Below are 14,361 nucleotides of genomic sequence, written 5' to 3' on the forward strand. Positions count from 1 at the left end.
CAACGCCACCTCACCGGCATCCACCCGACGCATCACCTCATCGAGCAAACCGGCATCGATCATCTCGTCAACCGCCGCACGAGCCAACGACGGCGACGGTTCACTCCCGCGCTGATCACCAGTCACGCTCATCTGTGTACTCCTTCAGCTCACGCTGATCTCGTTACACAGACCATCTGACACGCCCTCGCCGGCCAGCCGGTAACGGTCGGCCCACCGCTTCGCAGTCGGCCATGACACGTCATATCGCTCAGCCGCTCGCGCGACGGGCCAGCCTTCATCCACGACGAGCTTGGCCAGACGCAGCCGGGCACGGGGAGTCAACGCTGCGTTAGCGTGAGACACGAGGACCTCCTGGTCTGTGGTGTGGTCGCCTTCAGCAGCTCCACTCCACGACAGGAGGTCCTCACCAATCAAGATCCGTCAGGTCGTGTCGTCACACGACCTGAACCAACGTGCCTGGGCAGTACAACTAGGTCACGCGACCGCTGTCTCCGGCGATCCAAAATCAGAGCAGGTTGACCGGTATCGGCTTCGCCTCCGACAGTGCGTTGACGCCAACGGAAGCCACTAACCGGTTGCCGGTCGGGACGGGATTGCCTAGCTTGCTCATCGTGCAATACATTGGTGCTGGTGCCTACGGGTGCGCCGGGTGAGTGGTCGTCTTCGCGAGATCGCTCGGCAAACGGTCGCGATCGCCGAGTCGGGACGCTATCGCAATGGCGCCGGCGATGAGGTCGGCATCGGCGAGGCGGTGCGTGCCGCGGTCGCCGGCACTCGTCATCACCTTCCGGACGACGTGTTCGCGGTGGGAACCGCGGAGCCCGGCGCCGGCGAGGTGGAGGTGACGTACGAGTCGACGTTGCAGGCGGCCCTCCGGCTTGGGCCTGGCGCGGCGTGTCTGGTGTTCGCATCGGCGAAGAACCCGGGTGGCGGCTTCCTCGGCGGGGCGAAGGCGCAGGAGGAGAGCATCGCGCGCTCGTCGGCGCTGTACCCGTGTCTCCTTGCCGCGCCGGAGTTCTACGCGTTCCACCGCGAGCAGCGCGATCTGCGTTACAGCGACCGGATCATCTACTCCCCGGGCGTGCCGGTGTTCCGGGACGACAAGGGCAACCTTCTCGACCAGCCGTACACGACGTCGTTCCTGACCGCTGCGGCGCCGAACCTCGGTGCGGTCGTACGCAACCAGCCCGCGGACGCCGCGGATGTGCCGGCGGTGCTGCTCCGGCGTGCCCGGCGGGTGCTGGAGGTCGCGGCCGCGCATGGGCATCGGGCGATCGTGTTGGGCGCATGGGGGTGTGGGGTGTTCCGCAACGACCCCGCGACCGTGGCCGGCGCGTTCGCCGATGCGCTGCAGGTGGTCGACCGATTCGACCGCGTCGTGTTCGCCATCCGGGACGGCCTGCCGGGCACACCCGTGTATCGCGCGTTCGTGGAACGCTTCCAAGGACCAGCCGTGGAATCGACGGCTGGGAACGAGCGTGGGTGAGCGTCGCAGGGCCCGGCGGACGCCGCAGGAGAAGAAGCAGCTGAGCTACGAGCACGACCGGCGGAACAACTATGGCGGGAACGACAAAGGCTCCCGCAAGAGCGTCCGCCGCAACAAGCGTTACCCGAACCGGTCCAACCGCCACCACGAGCGGCAGGTGCTCGACGCAGCGGTCGGCTCGGTAGACGAGCGTGGCGCCGACGTGGTCGAGCAGACGCTTTACGTCAAGCGATGGCGCCGGTGGCGGAAGTGGCCGGACATACCGTTGGCTGTCCACGTGACGGCGGCGCTGGAACGTCGGCAGCAGCTGGAAGGCGGCCGAGCAGGCCAGCTGGAGGCGAGCCTGCAGCGCCTGCGCGGGCGCGGCAGGCGTGGACCCGAGCAGGGTAACCGTGGCGTGCCTCGATAGCCCGGTCGGCCGAATCGGTCGGCTGCGGTTCCGGTTCGAGTTGCGCCCGCTGGACCAGGTGCATCCCTGGGGCCGGGACCGGCGCACGCTGCACTGGTTTGGCCTGACCGATGGCTGGTATTGGATCGAACTGAACGGTCACCGGCTGCTGCGCTACTCCGAACAGACGGTGCGCCGCTGGCGGGCCGACGGCTGGCATGGCTCGCCCCACGTCGACTACTACGTAGTTCGGCTGTGGGAGGACCTGCTGCAACTGCTGCCCGCGGTGCTCGAGCCGGTGCCCGCCGACCTGGTGCCGTTCATCGAAGCCGACTCCACCGGCTGGCTGGAGCGGGGTGAGCATGAGGAGGACTTCACCGCCGAGGTCTGGTACGGCGACCACGTTCTTGATCTGGGCTACCTACGCAACGGCCCGGTGATGCGATGGTGGCGCACCATCATCAACGGGTTCGACGCGGTGACGATCGACTGGTGGAACCGACGCTGCGGGCAGGACATCGATGTCACATTCGCCGGCCCGGTGAGGGGCCGACTGGTCCTCACCACCGAGGAGTTCGTGGACGCCGTGCGGGATCTTGACCGCGACTTGATGGCGGCGATGCAGGAGCGGATCACAGTGCTGGAAGAGCGGCGCGTCGTACTGCCTGATGTCGAGCTGGACCTGACCGCGCTGCGTTGCCGAGCATCGTGACCGCGCCACATGGTTGCAGCACGCCCTGAACCGGCGATTGGAAACCGACTGGGCAGCAGTCAGAGCCGGGGCAGCCTTGCTGAGACGCGCACGACTGGTGTGACATCGTCCGTGCCGGCTTCGACCCGGGCAGCGGCGTCTTCTCCTGGTTCAGCGGCAACGTAGCCGCGCGGCTGCAATTGCGGGCGTTCACCGACCCTGACCGGTGAATATCGATGACCCATGCAGCCGATCACCGTCTGGTCGATGCGGCGCAGGCCGGTGACATGTGGCTGTCGCATCACGGCGCCACCGACGCCTCTGATGCCGGTCTGGTGATGCAGCGTCCAGCGGGCGATCTCGCGGCCGGCGGCATGCGACACGAGGAGGCGGTGCAGAGCCCGGGGGACGGCTAAGGCAAGAAGGTTGTGTCATCGAACCATCTGGTTGTATCGTCGAACCATGGTCGAAGGTGAGGACGTGAGCGCGGCACAGGACGCGCTCATGCGGTTCGTCCGCAACTTCGGCCTTCACCAGCCCGATCGCACTCCATGCGGGCAACCGCTGCCGGTTTCAGAGGCGCACGCGTTAGCGGAGATCGCCCGGGATGGACACCTGCGGCAGGCCGAGCTGACCCGGCGGTTACGGCTCGAGAAGAGCACGGTCAGCCGCTTGGTCACGAACCTTGAGCGGCGCGGATGGATTCGCCGGCGGGCCGCCAGCGACGACGCACGGGGAGTCCTCCTCGAACTTACCGATACCGGAGTTGCCGCCGCGACGCGACAAGCCGAGGCCCGCCGGACCAGGTTCACCGATCTGTTGGCCCGAATACCCGACGATCAGCGCGCGTCCGTGGTGCACGCGCTGCAGACCCTGGCGGAGGCTGCCGATGAAAAGTCCTGATTCTTCCCGTGCCCGCCGCTACACACTGCTCGCCCTGACGGCCGCCATGGCGACGTCGATCACCGCCTGCGCCGACGTCGGCCGCGGATCAACGGCGCCAACGGCGAGTGCCGACCGGCAGGCCCAGGTGGCAGAACGTGGGCAATCTGTCATGCCCTTCGAACTCGACCGGACCACCCACCACTTCCAGAAGGGCAACGGCGGTGGCGTTCAGACAGTCGTCGCCGACGATCCACGGGATGTCAAGCAGGTGGACCTCGTCCGGCGGCACCTGCAACAGGAGGCCGAGCGGTTCCGCCGCGGCGACTTCACCGACCCGGCGAGTATCCATGGCGGTCAGATGCCAGGACTAGATGTTCTCCGTGACAGCGCCAGCAGACTAGAGATCGAGTACGGGACGACGGACGACGGCGCGCGGATCACGTACACCAGCAGCGACACCACGGTTGTCGCAGCGCTTCATGCCTGGTTCGACGCGCAGGTCAGCGATCACGGTGCGCACGCCACATCCGGTGCGACCACCTCGACGTCATGACATACCTGCTGCGAGTAGAAACTCCGTCGGTCGAGGTCTACCAGCATCTGCGGGTCACCGCCGGTCTGAGCGCCAAATCGGCGGGGGCGGCGACCGCGGGTCTGGACGGCACATGGCACGCCGTCGTCGCCTATCACGCTGACGAGCCGATAGGCATGGGCCGCGTCATCGGTGACGGCGGCACCGCCTTCCAGATTGTCGACATGTGCGTAGTGCCCGAGCACCAGGGGCGAGGAGTCGGCAAAATGATCATGGCTGCACTGATGGAACAGCTCCTGGAACGCGCGCCTGGCACCGCCTACATCTCACTCATCGCGGACGGCAGGGCACGCCACCTCTACGCACAGTATGGCTTCGCAGAGACAGCGCCAGAGTCGGTCGGCATGGCTCGTCAACTCTGACGCCTGTGTGGGCGGTTGTCCAAGCTCCCTCTGTAGCGGGCCAGGGGTCCTGGCGATGGCCCACGACTGCGCCCGTCTACGTTGAGCCGAACGTCTGGGTCCGGCGCCGCCTTCAGGCGCGGCCGGCCACGGGCGCCGCCGCGCGCATCGACAGATTCGCCTTCCTTGACGCACGTCGACCGGACGACCTAGCGTCGTCCCATGAACCGGCCGAGGTTTCTGCCGCTGCTGACCGCCCTGATCATCGCTGTAGCCGCGGCGGCGGTGCCGTCGCCCGCCGCTTCCGCCGCGCCCGCCGCTTTCGCCGCGCCCGCCGGTGTGAGCACGGGCCCGGGCACGGTGATGCTGATCGGTGGCGCGCTCGATGACAACAACAGCGCTGTCTACGGGGAGTTCGTCCGCCAGGCCGGCGGCGCGCAGGCCCGCATCGGCGTGCTGAGCGCGTCGTCGGCGACGCCGCACTGGAGCGCCAACCAGGTCGGCAAGCTCCTCGAGCGGTACGGGGCCGCCGAGGCCACCTGGATCCCGGTCAACGTCAAGCGGGACGGCAGCGGCGACGACCCGGAGCACGCCGCCCTGGCCGCGTCCATGACCGGCTTCTTCTTCGCCGGCGGTGACCAGTTCCGCTACGTCCAGTCCATGATTCACCCGGACGGCTCCGACGGCGCGGTGCTCGCCGCCGTCCGGCAGCGCTTCCTCGCCGGTGCGCCGGTCGCGGGCACCAGCGCCGGCATGCAGATCTTCGCTGGCCCCGACATGATCACCGGGGGGTCGAGCTACCACGGCGTACGCGACGGTGCCCAGCCCGGCTACTTCGACACCGACGAGGTCCTCGGCTACTGGCCGGCCGGCGGGTTCAACTTCTTCACCTCCGGGCTGGTCGACACCCACTTCGACGCGCGCGGCCGCAACGGGCGTTCGATCCGGCTCGCCGCCGACACCGGCCACGACCGGGTGTACGGGATGGGCGAGGACACCGCTCTGATCGTCGCCGGCGCCGGCACCGCCAACGAGACGGCCCGGGTGGTCGGCAGCAACGGGGTGTCGATCCTCGACCTGCGCTCGGCCCAGGTGGGTCAGGTCGCCGGGCACTGGTCGATCAGCGGTGTCCGCTGGAGCTATCTCACTGACGGCGACACCTACGATCCCGGCCAGTGGCAGGTCACGAAGGGCGCGACCAACGCACCGCTGGTCCCGGACAGCCGCCCGGCGGCCCCGCCGACCACGGACGTCTTCGGCTCGTACGCGCTGCGTGACGCGGCGCTCGACCTGGCCGACGCCGGGCTCTCCTCCGCGACGGCGGGGACGACCGCGGAGACCGCGCCGACGTTCGTGGTCGGCCTGGCCAAGGACGCGGCGTTCCGGGCGTACACGGTGGACGGGGTCGCTGCCGCCTCGTTCACCGACCTGACGCTCTCGATCCAGGCAGGTTGACCCGCCGCGGCACGTTCCGCCCGGTAGCTTGACCACCACGGGCCGACAGCCATCACGGGCCCAACGCCGCTCGGCAGCGAGCCAAACGGGAGATGCCAGATGATCTTCATTGCCGCAAAGTTCCGGGTGCTGCCGGAGTACGCCGACCGGTGGCCCGAGATCGCCGGAGACTTCACCCGGGCCACCCGGGCGGAGCCGGGCTGCCTGTGGTTCGACTGGTCCCGCAGCATCGACGACCCGACCGAGTACGTGCTGGTCGAGGCGTTCCGGGACGGGGACGCCGGCGCCGCGCACGTGCGGTCCGAGCACTTCCGCACCGCCCAGCGGAGCCTGCCGCCGCACCTCGCCGAGACTCCCCGGATCGTCAACACGACGATCCCGCAGGACGACTGGTCCGAACTCGGCGAGATGGCCGTCCCCGACCGCGCCTAGACCGTGTGTCGAAGGCTCGAGCAGCCGGAGGGCTGACCACACACGCGCGACGCGGGCCGGTTGCCGTCTGGACCTACCTTGTGAACTCTCGGGGCTCGAGACGCCAGGTAGGCAGACATGCAGATCATCGAGCACAGCATCATCGGCACCCGGTCCGCGGTCGTGCGCCTTAGGCGCCCCGGCAGCCAGTTGCAGTTCGTTCTCTTCTCCATGCTGCATGTGGCAAGTCCGCAGTTCTACACGGCGGTGGCCGAACGCCTCCAGCGATGTGACGTGCTCGTCGTCGAGGGCGTCAGCGGACGCTCAGTGCTCGGGTGGGCGATCACGCTCACCTACCGGGTCATGCCCGCGAACAAGCGTTCCGGACTGGTGGTCGACAACATCGCGTACCGGTCGCTCGGCGTGGAGCTGATCAACCCGGACGTGACGGCGGCGGAGTTCGCCCGGGGCTGGCGGGCCATGCCGCTGCGGCACCGGGCGTTCATGTGGTGCGTCATCCCGTTCGTGGCTGTGGCGCAGTTCTTCGGTGGCACGCGGCGACTGCTCTCGCCGGAGGTCGAGTTGAACGACCTACCCAGCGCGACCGACGAGACCTACGCGGACAGCGAGTTCGCCGAGCACTTCGAGCGTACGTTCGGCGGCGATCGGGATGAGCGGTTTGCTCGCCGCGCTGTCCGAGCTGATCCGCACACGCTCGTCGGAGCCGATCGACGTGGCGGTCGTCTACGGCGCCGGTCACGTGCCGGCGATCGTGCGTGGACTTGTGGACCGGCACGGTTACCGCCCGAGAACAGCCGAGTGGATCACGGTGCTGGACGCGTAGGGCCCTCCGCGTCAACCCGCTGCCGGGTGAGCCTGGGCAGAGGCCGAGGTCGCTGCTGGCGGGACGGCCAGGCCGGCGCCGAAGATGTTCTTCGGGTCGTAGGTCGCCTTGATCCGGCGCAACGCCGCCCAGTTCCGCGCGGTGAAAGCCGACGCGGTCCGGGTCGGGTCGGACAGGAAGTTGAGGAAGCTGCTGCCGCGGCCACAGCGGGACAGCGCCTCCGTGGTCCGCGGTGACGGGATCGTGTCGAGGATGATCGACAGCGGGGCGTCCCGGTGGGCCGCGGCCCCGTCGTCGCGGGAAATGCGACCGCCCCAGTGGCGGATCTCAACGGTGGCGTCCGCCTCGGCCACCAGCGCGGCCACGAGGTCGTCGTCGAGCGTGCGCACCTGATCAAACGTACGGGCGAACGTGCCACCCATCGCGGCCTGCGCGTAGTCCACGACGCGCATGGTGTCCGCGGCGACCGCTCCCGCGACCTTCCACAGTGGTGTCAGCAGCGCCCGCCCCCGTTCGGGGTCACCGGCGTACAGGGTCTTGATCACCAGCGAGCCGTCGCGGGTGAGGAGCAAGGCGGTGCTGAGCGCGTCCGGCACCCGTTCGATCCACTGCCGGTAGAAGGCGATCGTCTCCGCCGCCCGCTTGCGGCCGAAGGTGACCGCACCGGCGTACACCTGCGCGACCGGGTAGAGGCGGAACTCGAGGGCGGTGACCACGCCGAAGGAACCTCCGCCGCCGCGCAGCGCCCAGAACAGGTCGGGGTTCCGGTCGGCGCTGGCCGTCGTCAGCTCACCGTCGGCGGTGACGACCTGGGCGCGCAGCACGCTCTCGGCGGCGAGGCCGTAGCTGCGGGCCAGCCAGCCCAGGCCGCCGCCCAGCGTGTAGCCGACCACACCCACGTCCGGTGAGGATCCGGACAGGGCCGCGAGCCCGAACGGTGCGGCTGCCGCCAGCACGTCGCCCCACCGGGCGCCGGGACCCACGCGGGCGACGCGGCGGTCCGGGTCGACCAGGACCGATGCCATCGCGCCGGTGCGGAGCAGCAGCGCGTCGTCGTGCGCGACGTGGGTGCCGTGACCGGTGGCCTGGACGGCGAAGGGCAGCGCGTGGCGACGGGCGGCCAGCACCGCCCGGCGTACGTCGGCCGTGCCGGCTGCCCGGACCACGACGGCGGGCCGAGGGTCGAGCGCCGGGTTGAGGGGCTTGCGGTGATCGTCGTAGCCCTGGTCTCCGGGCAGGAGGACCGGGCCGTCGGTACGCAGCGTCTGTCGGATCGTCATGTCCGTCAGACCGGTGGGCCGTCCGCAAATCATCGGTCCGGGGTGCGATGAGTTTCCCGGGTGCGGGTGGTCCTACTCAGATGGCGGCCCCCGCGATCTCCTTCGCTGTCGGCGCGGTGACCCGCGCCGACATCCCCGATCTGTGCGCCGACCTCGCCGAGCTGCTGCGCGGCCGTGGCCCCGGCATCGTCACCTGCGACGTCACCGGGGTCACCTGGCCCGACGTGGTGACGGTCGAGGCGCTGGCCCGGCTGGGCCTGACCGCGCGGCGACACGGCTGGCGCCTGGTCGTCAGCGGCGCCGGCGCGGAGCTGCTGCGGCTCGTCGGCCTGCTCGGGCTGACCGGCGCGTTACCCGAGTCGGGCCGGCAGCCCGAACATCGGGAACAGGCGGGCGGTGTCGAGGAAGTTGGTGACCCCCGCGATCCGCCCGGCTGAGAGTTCCAGCACGATCAGTGCCCACGGGTCGTGCCCCGAGCCGGTGAGGCTGGGCCGGTACTGGCCGAACGCCGGCATGCCGTTGGCCACCACCGGCACCAGCCGCGACCCGCGGCAACCGCTGCCCGTTCCGGACATCCAGGCGACGATGTCGTCGTGGCCACGCAGCCACAGCGGCAATGGCGGCATCGACAGGGTCACGTCCTCGTGCAGCAGCGTCGTGAGCGCCTGCAGGTCGTACGCCTCGAAGGCTTTCACGTAGCGCGCGAGCAGCGCCTTCTGCTTGTCGTCCATCGGCTTGTACACGTCGGCAGTGGTGTCGGCGGCCGCGAGGGTGGCCCGGGCCCGCTGAAGGGCGCTGTTGACGCTCGGCGCCGAGGTGTCGAGCAGTTCGGCGACCTCCTGGGCCGACCAGGCCAGCACCTCGCGCAGGATCAGCACGGCCCGCTGCCGCGGCGGCAGGTGCTGCAGCGCCGCGACGAACGCCATCCGGACCGACTCGCGCTCGGCGACCACATCGGCCGGGTCGCTGCGCTCCGGCAGCAGCCGGCTGTCCGGCGCGGGGCCCACCCAGAACTCGTCCGGGCGCGGCTCGCCAGGCCCAGCGGCGCGGCCGGACCCGGCCGGGCCGAGATCCATCGGCAGCACCCGCCGCTGCGCGCTGGAGAGCATGGTCAGGCACACGTTCGTCGCAATCCGGTAAAGCCAGGACCGCAGCGCCGATCGCCCCTCGAACTGATCGAAGCCGCGCCAGGCCCGCACGAAGGTGTCCTGCACGGCGTCCTCGGCCTCGAAGACCGAGCCCAGCATCCGGTAGCAGTAGCCGGTCAGCTCCGACCGGTACGCCTCAAGCTGCGACTCGATGGGGGCGCTGGTCGTCACGTCGCTCACCCAGACGAAGCTAGCCGAGGATCCTCCCGTGTGCGGACCGCTCGCCCGCGGGGCTGACCGTGTCGCGGCGGTCGACCCCCACGGGCTCGGGAATTTCACCCCGCGCCAGCGATGAGTTCCCGGGGCCCGGCCGGTCAATACCGGTGTCTGTTCGACCTGACACGCGAGGAGCCCATCATGACCGCCACGCAGGAGAACGCCGGCACGGGACAGTACGCCGACGTCAACGGAATCAACCTGTACTACGAGACGCACGGCGCGGGGCGCCCGATGGTCCTGCTGCACGGCGGTCTCTGCTCGGGCGAGATGTTCGCGCCGATCCTTCCCGCGCTGGCCGAGCACCACCAGGTCATCCTGGTCGACCTGCAGGGGCACGGCCGGACCGCCGACATCGACCGACCGCTCGACGTGACGCTGATGGCCGACGACGTCGCCGCGCTCATCGAGCACCTCGGGCTGCGCAAGCCCGACGTCGTCGGCTACTCCCTCGGCGGCGGGGTCGCGCTGCAGGTGGCGATCCGGCACCCGCACCTGGTGGGCCGCCTGGTGGCGGCCTCGGCGCACATCCGCCGCGACGCCATCTACCCGGAGATGCTCGCGCAGCAGGGTCAGGTCGGCGCGGCCGCCGCGGAGTTCATGAAGGAAACCCCCATGTACGAGCTCTATCAGCGGGTGGCGCCGCGTCCCGAGGACTTCCCCCGGCTGCTGGACAAGATCGGTTCGGCCATGGCGAAGGACTTCGACTACACGGAGGAGGTCCGCGGTCTGCAGGTGCCGACGCTGATCGTCGCCGCCGACGCCGACATGGCGCCGCCGAGCCACTACGTGGGGGTCTTCGAGCTGCTCGACGGGGGCCTGCGCGACGGGGGCTGGATGGGGGAGAGCCGGCCCAAGGGCGGGCACGCGCTGGCCATCCTGCCCGGACTCACCCACTACGACATCGCCGTCTCACCGCTGTTCGCCGCGGTCACGCTCGCCTTCCTCGACAAGCAGAGCTGATTCGGTGGCACGGCCACACCCGCCTTGCCCGGCGGCCTCCCAGAGGGCCGCCGGGCCTCGACCAACCGCGCAGCGGCGAGCCCGCCTGCCACGGAATTGCCTGGCGAGCATGGGACTCAGGAGGTGAGCTGTCGCTGCTTGGTGAGGTAGACGCTGCCGTGCGGGGCGCCGTCGATGACAGTGAGGGCATAGCCAGCGCGTTCGTACAGGCCGATGTTGCGCGTGCTGCGGTGGCCGGTGAACAGCTCGCAGTGCGTGGTCTGCTGAGGGGCCTGTGCTTCGACGTACGAGAGCAGCCAGGAACCGATGCCGTTGCCGGCCTGGTCGGGGGCCACCATGAGGCGACCGATCAGCCACGCCCGCCCGTGTGCCCGGGCGCGGACCGCGGCGACGAGGCGGCCGTCCCGGCGCACGCACCACAGCTGCCAGGTCGACATCGATGCGCGCAGGTCATCGAGTGTCTCCCGTAGCGGCGCCAGGTCCAGGGTGTCGTTCGCGAGGGCTTCCTGCACCCAGCAGCACCGCTGGAGCACGAGCAGTTCGGCCAGGTCGTCGGGCCGGGCGGTGCTCAGCCTCAGTCCCTCGACCGGCACAGCAGTGCTGGCGTCTTCACCGTCGGTCCCGGTGCGCAAGGACCGCATCGCTCGGGCCACCCGACTCAGCTCAGAAAGCACTCTACGAGCGGATTCCTGGAGTCCCGCGGAGTCGACCACCTGCCCGTCGCGGGTGCTGTCGGCGATGCGGAGGGCGACAGTGGCGCCGATCGGCATCATCTTCAGGGTCGTGACGACCTGTTTGGTCATCTGTACCGACCTGGTGCCCGCCGAGGTGTTGCCGTAGCTGACGAACCCCACCGGCTTCCATGCCCACTCGTGGTAGAGGAAATCGAACGCGTTCTTCAATGCCGCGGGCATGCCGTAGTTGTACTCCGGTGTGACCACCACGAATGCGTCAGCCGCGGCCACCCGGCGGCTCCATGCGCGGGTGTGTTCGTGAACGTAGCTGCCGCTGGAGGGATGCTCGGGCTCGTCGAGCAGCGGCAGCCCGATGTCGGCCAGGTCCGCGACGTCGAGGGTGATGCCGCCACCTGCGGCTTCCGGCAGGGTTGCCCGGACAAACCAGTCGGCGATCGCGGGTCCCAGGCGCCCGGGGCGGGTGCTGGCGACGATGACGAGGATCTGCAGGGGCACGCTCGAGGAATTCGATGACATGTCATCGACCGTACCCGGAATTTCTATGACGTGTCAACGAGGTGTACGGTGACCGGGTGGACGCTGCCTGGCTGAGCGAGGACGAAGAACACGCGTGGCGTGCATTCCGGCGCCTACTGATCGCGCTGCCGGCGCGGCTCGGCCGGGACCTGGCCCGCAACTCGGGGCTGTCACCGGCCGACTACGAGGTGCTGAGCACGCTGTCGGAGAAGCCGAACCGTCGGTGGGCGCTCAAGGACCTCGCCGCCAAGATGGAGTGGTCGCGCAGCCGACTGTCCCACCACGCGGCCCGAATGCAGGGCAGGGGACTCATCGACAAGGAGCCCGATCCGCAGGACGCGCGGGGCTGCATCCTGCACCTGACCGACGACGGCTTCAGGGTTCTGGAGGACGCCGCCCCGCATCACGTCGTCTCAGTCCGCTCGCGCTTCCTCGATCATTTGAACCCCGACGAACTCGAGGTGCTGCGCAAGCTGTCGACCCGGATCGCCGACCTGCCCGACTGACATCGCACCGAGACCCCGACCACCTGGTGGATGTGTTCGCCAGGTGGTCGATCCTGGCCCAGGTGCCGGCGGTCATCGACCCGGTCACGCGGAGGACGAGGTGACCCATCGCGCCGTCGGTGCCGCCCGCACCGGCACGACCGGCTACCGCCCGCTGGCATGGCCATTTCCGCCATGCCAGCGGGCGGTGGATGTTTCGGAGTCAGTTGGCGGGCTTGCCGAACCAGCGGGAAAGGTGGTCGGCCAGGTCCTGCTGATCGTCGCCGATCCAGGCGACGTGGCCGTCGGGGCGTAGCAGGACGCACGGAGCATCCAGTACCGCGGTGGGATCCGCGAGGTAGTCGACCCGGTCCGACCAGCCGTCGACGGTCAGGCGTTCGGTGCGGTCCAGCAGCAGGCCGCGGCCGCGATGCAGCAGACCGTAGAGGTGGCCCTGTTTCACGTCGATGTCGTGCAGGCGGCGGCCGAGCAGGTCGGGGCCTTCGCCGAAGTCGTAGCGGATGCCGATCGCGGTGATCTTCTCCATCAGATGGCGGTTCACCTCGTCGAAGTCCATCAGTTCGGTGAGCAGCCTGCGCACCGCCTGCGGGCCCGGTCCGGTGGACAGCAGTTCCGTCTGGGCGCGGGTGTTGTCCAGCACGTCCGCGGCGACCGGATGCCGTTCGGCCTGGTAGGTGTCCAGCAGTGTCTCCGGCGCCCAGCCGCGGATCTGTGCGGCCAGTTTCCAGCCGAGGTTGAATGCGTCCTGAACGCCCAGGTTGAGACCCTGTCCGCCGATGGGTGGATGGATGTGTGCCGCATCGCCGGCCAGCAGCACCCGCCCGACCCGATAACGTTCGGCTAGCCGTGTGGCATCCCCGAAGCGGGACAACCAGCGCGGGGAGTGCACGCCGAAGTCGGTTCCGGCGATGGTGCGCAACTGTTGCTTGAAGTCCTCGAGGGTGGGCGGTTCCGCACGATCGCTGACCCCCGCGGCGGGGACCACGACGCGATAGACCCCAACGCCTGCGGCCCTGAGGCTGAATCGCTTATCGGCCTCGCCGATTTCGGACGCCTTGGCGGCGAATTCCTCCTGCGGCACACCCACTTCCATCTCGCCCATCAGCGTCTCGGTCCGCGCGGGCTCGCCGGGGAAGCCGACGCCGAGCAGTTTGCGCACCGTGCTGCGCCCGCCGTCACAGCCGACGAGATAGCGCGAACGCAGCTGTTCCCCGTCGGCCAGCTCGACGGTCACACCGTCGTCGTCCTGTTCGAAATCAACCACCGCACAGCCGTGCCGGACCTGCGCACCCAGTTCGATCGCATGTTCCTCGAGCAGGTGAACGATGACCGGCTGCGGGATGCCCAGCAGATAGGCGTACGCGGAATCCAGGCCCTCGGGCGCGGGTTTGTCGATGGCGGCGAAGTAGCTGCCGGCCGGACGCTGTCTTCCGCGTTCGAGAATGCGCTCCAGCAGCCCGCGCATGGCCATCAGCTCGATGCTGCGAATATGCAGACCGACTATGCGGACGAACGACGCGGGCTCGGTTTCCTTCTCCAGGACGAGTACCCGCACATCGTGCAGCCGCAGCTCGGCGGCCAGCATCGCACCAGTCGGCCCGCACCCGGCAATGATCACGTCGAACATGAGGGGCGGGTGGTCGGTGCCGGAGGCCGGCGATGGGAGCCCGGAAACGTCGACCACGGTGGAGTCGTGCTCGACCGCATCGGTCGACGACGGCTGGGCGGTGAAATGCGGAAAGTGCATAGGTGTTGCCTTTCGGGAGGGCCTGTTGGCGAGGCGCTCCCGGCGACACCTATGTCAATCGCCCGACCGTGACGGCAAGGGGGAGCACCCACATCGATACAGCGTTCATGGGTCTCACCTCCTCAGGTGGTGTCTCGGTCAGCTGCAAGCTACAAGCCCGAGCATCATCGCGTCCAGTCCTTTCCCCAGCCAGG

The 14,361-nt window shown here is 69.3% G+C and carries 18 protein-coding genes and 1 pseudogene; 14 read left to right on the forward strand and 5 right to left on the reverse strand.

The window, feature by feature from the left end; translation table 11 throughout:
- Nucleotides 1-174: 174 nt before the first annotated feature.
- Nucleotides 175-345 (reverse strand): annotated as a pseudogene (locus tag ACIBBA_RS26160) (helix-turn-helix domain-containing protein); the annotation flags it as partial.
- Between the two features lie 307 nt (nt 346-652).
- On the opposite strand from ACIBBA_RS26160, the gene ACIBBA_RS26165 reads away from it, so the two are divergent.
- The 11 genes from ACIBBA_RS26165 to ACIBBA_RS26215 all read left to right on the forward strand — a co-directional run bounded on the left by ACIBBA_RS26165 (nt 653) and on the right by ACIBBA_RS26215 (nt 7,096).
- Complete coding sequence (locus ACIBBA_RS26165; RefSeq protein WP_396700575.1) at nt 653-1,489, forward strand: TIGR02452 family protein; 837 nt, start codon at nt 653-655, stop codon at nt 1,487-1,489.
- Nucleotides 1,482-1,898, forward strand: a complete 417-nt coding sequence (locus ACIBBA_RS26170) for a hypothetical protein (protein ID WP_396700576.1) — start codon at nt 1,482-1,484, stop codon at nt 1,896-1,898. The genes ACIBBA_RS26165 and ACIBBA_RS26170 overlap by 8 nt, the downstream gene beginning before the upstream one ends.
- Nucleotides 1,882-2,589 (forward strand): DUF5984 family protein, encoded by a 708-nt coding sequence (locus ACIBBA_RS26175; RefSeq protein WP_396700577.1) that lies wholly within the window; start codon nt 1,882-1,884, stop codon nt 2,587-2,589. Before ACIBBA_RS26170 ends, ACIBBA_RS26175 begins: the two co-directional genes overlap by 17 nt.
- 13 nt (nt 2,590-2,602) lie before the next feature.
- On the forward strand, nt 2,603-2,692 hold the full coding sequence (locus ACIBBA_RS26180; RefSeq protein ID WP_396700578.1) for a hypothetical protein: 90 nt from the start codon (nt 2,603-2,605) through the stop codon (nt 2,690-2,692).
- Nucleotides 2,693-2,804: 112 nt separating this feature from the next.
- Entirely contained in the window at nt 2,805-2,984 is a 180-nt protein-coding gene (locus tag ACIBBA_RS26185; RefSeq protein WP_396700579.1) for a hypothetical protein, read from the forward strand.
- 46 nt (nt 2,985-3,030) lie between these two features.
- Nucleotides 3,031-3,471, forward strand: coding sequence for a MarR family winged helix-turn-helix transcriptional regulator (locus tag ACIBBA_RS26190; RefSeq protein ID WP_396700580.1), 441 nt, complete (start codon nt 3,031-3,033; stop codon nt 3,469-3,471).
- Complete coding sequence (locus ACIBBA_RS26195; RefSeq protein WP_396700581.1) at nt 3,458-4,006, forward strand: hypothetical protein; 549 nt, start codon at nt 3,458-3,460, stop codon at nt 4,004-4,006. Before ACIBBA_RS26190 ends, ACIBBA_RS26195 begins: the two co-directional genes overlap by 14 nt.
- Nucleotides 4,003-4,407: a GNAT family N-acetyltransferase gene (locus ACIBBA_RS26200; protein WP_396700582.1), complete on the forward strand. Its 405-nt coding sequence runs from the start codon at nt 4,003-4,005 to the stop codon at nt 4,405-4,407. Before ACIBBA_RS26195 ends, ACIBBA_RS26200 begins: the two co-directional genes overlap by 4 nt.
- Nucleotides 4,408-4,608: 201 nt before the next feature.
- Nucleotides 4,609-5,841: a cyanophycinase gene (locus ACIBBA_RS26205; protein WP_396700583.1), complete on the forward strand. Its 1,233-nt coding sequence runs from the start codon at nt 4,609-4,611 to the stop codon at nt 5,839-5,841.
- 99 nt (nt 5,842-5,940) lie between these two features.
- Nucleotides 5,941-6,273 (forward strand): putative quinol monooxygenase, encoded by a 333-nt coding sequence (locus ACIBBA_RS26210; protein ID WP_396700584.1) that lies wholly within the window; start codon nt 5,941-5,943, stop codon nt 6,271-6,273.
- Nucleotides 6,274-6,922: 649 nt separating this feature from the next.
- The gene (locus tag ACIBBA_RS26215; protein WP_396700585.1) at nt 6,923-7,096 is read left to right on the forward strand and encodes a hypothetical protein; all 174 of its coding nucleotides are present in this window, start codon (nt 6,923-6,925) and stop codon (nt 7,094-7,096) included.
- An 11-nt stretch (nt 7,097-7,107) separates the two neighbouring features.
- On the opposite strand, the gene ACIBBA_RS26220 is transcribed toward ACIBBA_RS26215, so the two are convergent.
- A complete protein-coding gene (locus tag ACIBBA_RS26220; RefSeq protein ID WP_396700586.1) occupies nt 7,108-8,376 on the reverse strand; it encodes an FAD-binding oxidoreductase in 1,269 nt (422 codons plus the stop codon).
- An 80-nt stretch (nt 8,377-8,456) separates the two neighbouring features.
- On the opposite strand from ACIBBA_RS26220, the gene ACIBBA_RS26225 reads away from it, so the two are divergent.
- Nucleotides 8,457-8,813 (forward strand): STAS domain-containing protein, encoded by a 357-nt coding sequence (locus tag ACIBBA_RS26225; protein WP_396700587.1) that lies wholly within the window; start codon nt 8,457-8,459, stop codon nt 8,811-8,813.
- Here ACIBBA_RS26225 and ACIBBA_RS26230 read toward each other — a convergent pair.
- Nucleotides 8,727-9,704 carry a sigma-70 family RNA polymerase sigma factor gene (locus ACIBBA_RS26230; protein ID WP_396700588.1) on the reverse strand — a complete coding sequence of 326 codons (978 nt, stop codon included), beginning with the start codon at nt 9,702-9,704 and terminating at the stop codon, nt 8,727-8,729. The two genes, ACIBBA_RS26225 and ACIBBA_RS26230, sit on opposite strands and share 87 nt — an antisense overlap.
- Nucleotides 9,705-9,881: 177 nt before the next feature.
- Between ACIBBA_RS26230 and ACIBBA_RS26235 the strand changes: the two genes are divergently transcribed.
- Nucleotides 9,882-10,703: an alpha/beta fold hydrolase gene (locus ACIBBA_RS26235; RefSeq protein ID WP_396700589.1), complete on the forward strand. Its 822-nt coding sequence runs from the start codon at nt 9,882-9,884 to the stop codon at nt 10,701-10,703.
- 116 nt (nt 10,704-10,819) lie between these two features.
- Here ACIBBA_RS26235 and ACIBBA_RS26240 read toward each other — a convergent pair whose 3' ends face one another.
- Nucleotides 10,820-11,893, reverse strand: coding sequence for a GNAT family N-acetyltransferase (locus tag ACIBBA_RS26240; RefSeq protein WP_396700590.1), 1,074 nt, complete (start codon nt 11,891-11,893; stop codon nt 10,820-10,822).
- Nucleotides 11,894-11,970: 77 nt separating this feature from the next.
- On the opposite strand from ACIBBA_RS26240, the gene ACIBBA_RS26245 reads away from it, so the two are divergent.
- Nucleotides 11,971-12,420 (forward strand): MarR family winged helix-turn-helix transcriptional regulator, encoded by a 450-nt coding sequence (locus ACIBBA_RS26245; RefSeq protein WP_396700591.1) that lies wholly within the window; start codon nt 11,971-11,973, stop codon nt 12,418-12,420.
- A gap of 202 nt (nt 12,421-12,622) precedes the next feature.
- Here the strand turns inward: ACIBBA_RS26245 and rox are convergent, their stop codons facing one another.
- On the reverse strand, nt 12,623-14,047 hold the full coding sequence (rox, locus tag ACIBBA_RS26250; protein ID WP_396700684.1) for a rifampin monooxygenase: 1,425 nt from the start codon (nt 14,045-14,047) through the stop codon (nt 12,623-12,625).
- Nucleotides 14,048-14,361 lie beyond the last annotated feature (314 nt).

The organism is Micromonospora sp. NPDC051006, assembly GCF_044456245.1.
Classification (GTDB): Bacteria; Actinomycetota; Actinomycetes; order Mycobacteriales; family Micromonosporaceae; genus Micromonospora.

Excerpts from the sequence above, each read along its gene's own strand:
- ACIBBA_RS26205 (WP_396700583.1), top strand. The coding sequence starts at position 4,609 with ATGAACCGGCCGAGGTTTCTGCCGCTGCTGACCGCCCTGATCATCGCT.
- rox (WP_396700684.1), bottom strand. The coding sequence starts at position 14,047 with ATGTTCGACGTGATCATTGCCGGGTGCGGGCCGACTGGTGCGATGCTG.
- ACIBBA_RS26235 (WP_396700589.1), top strand. The coding sequence starts at position 9,882 with ATGACCGCCACGCAGGAGAACGCCGGCACGGGACAGTACGCCGACGTC.
- ACIBBA_RS26200 (WP_396700582.1), top strand. The coding sequence starts at position 4,003 with ATGACATACCTGCTGCGAGTAGAAACTCCGTCGGTCGAGGTCTACCAG.
- ACIBBA_RS26215 (WP_396700585.1), top strand. The coding sequence starts at position 6,923 with ATGAGCGGTTTGCTCGCCGCGCTGTCCGAGCTGATCCGCACACGCTCG.
- ACIBBA_RS26190 (WP_396700580.1), top strand. The coding sequence starts at position 3,031 with ATGGTCGAAGGTGAGGACGTGAGCGCGGCACAGGACGCGCTCATGCGG.
- ACIBBA_RS26220 (WP_396700586.1), bottom strand. The coding sequence starts at position 8,376 with ATGACGATCCGACAGACGCTGCGTACCGACGGCCCGGTCCTCCTGCCC.
- ACIBBA_RS26195 (WP_396700581.1), top strand. The coding sequence starts at position 3,458 with ATGAAAAGTCCTGATTCTTCCCGTGCCCGCCGCTACACACTGCTCGCC.
- ACIBBA_RS26210 (WP_396700584.1), top strand. The coding sequence starts at position 5,941 with ATGATCTTCATTGCCGCAAAGTTCCGGGTGCTGCCGGAGTACGCCGAC.
- ACIBBA_RS26185 (WP_396700579.1), top strand. The coding sequence starts at position 2,805 with ATGACCCATGCAGCCGATCACCGTCTGGTCGATGCGGCGCAGGCCGGT.
- ACIBBA_RS26225 (WP_396700587.1), top strand. The coding sequence starts at position 8,457 with ATGGCGGCCCCCGCGATCTCCTTCGCTGTCGGCGCGGTGACCCGCGCC.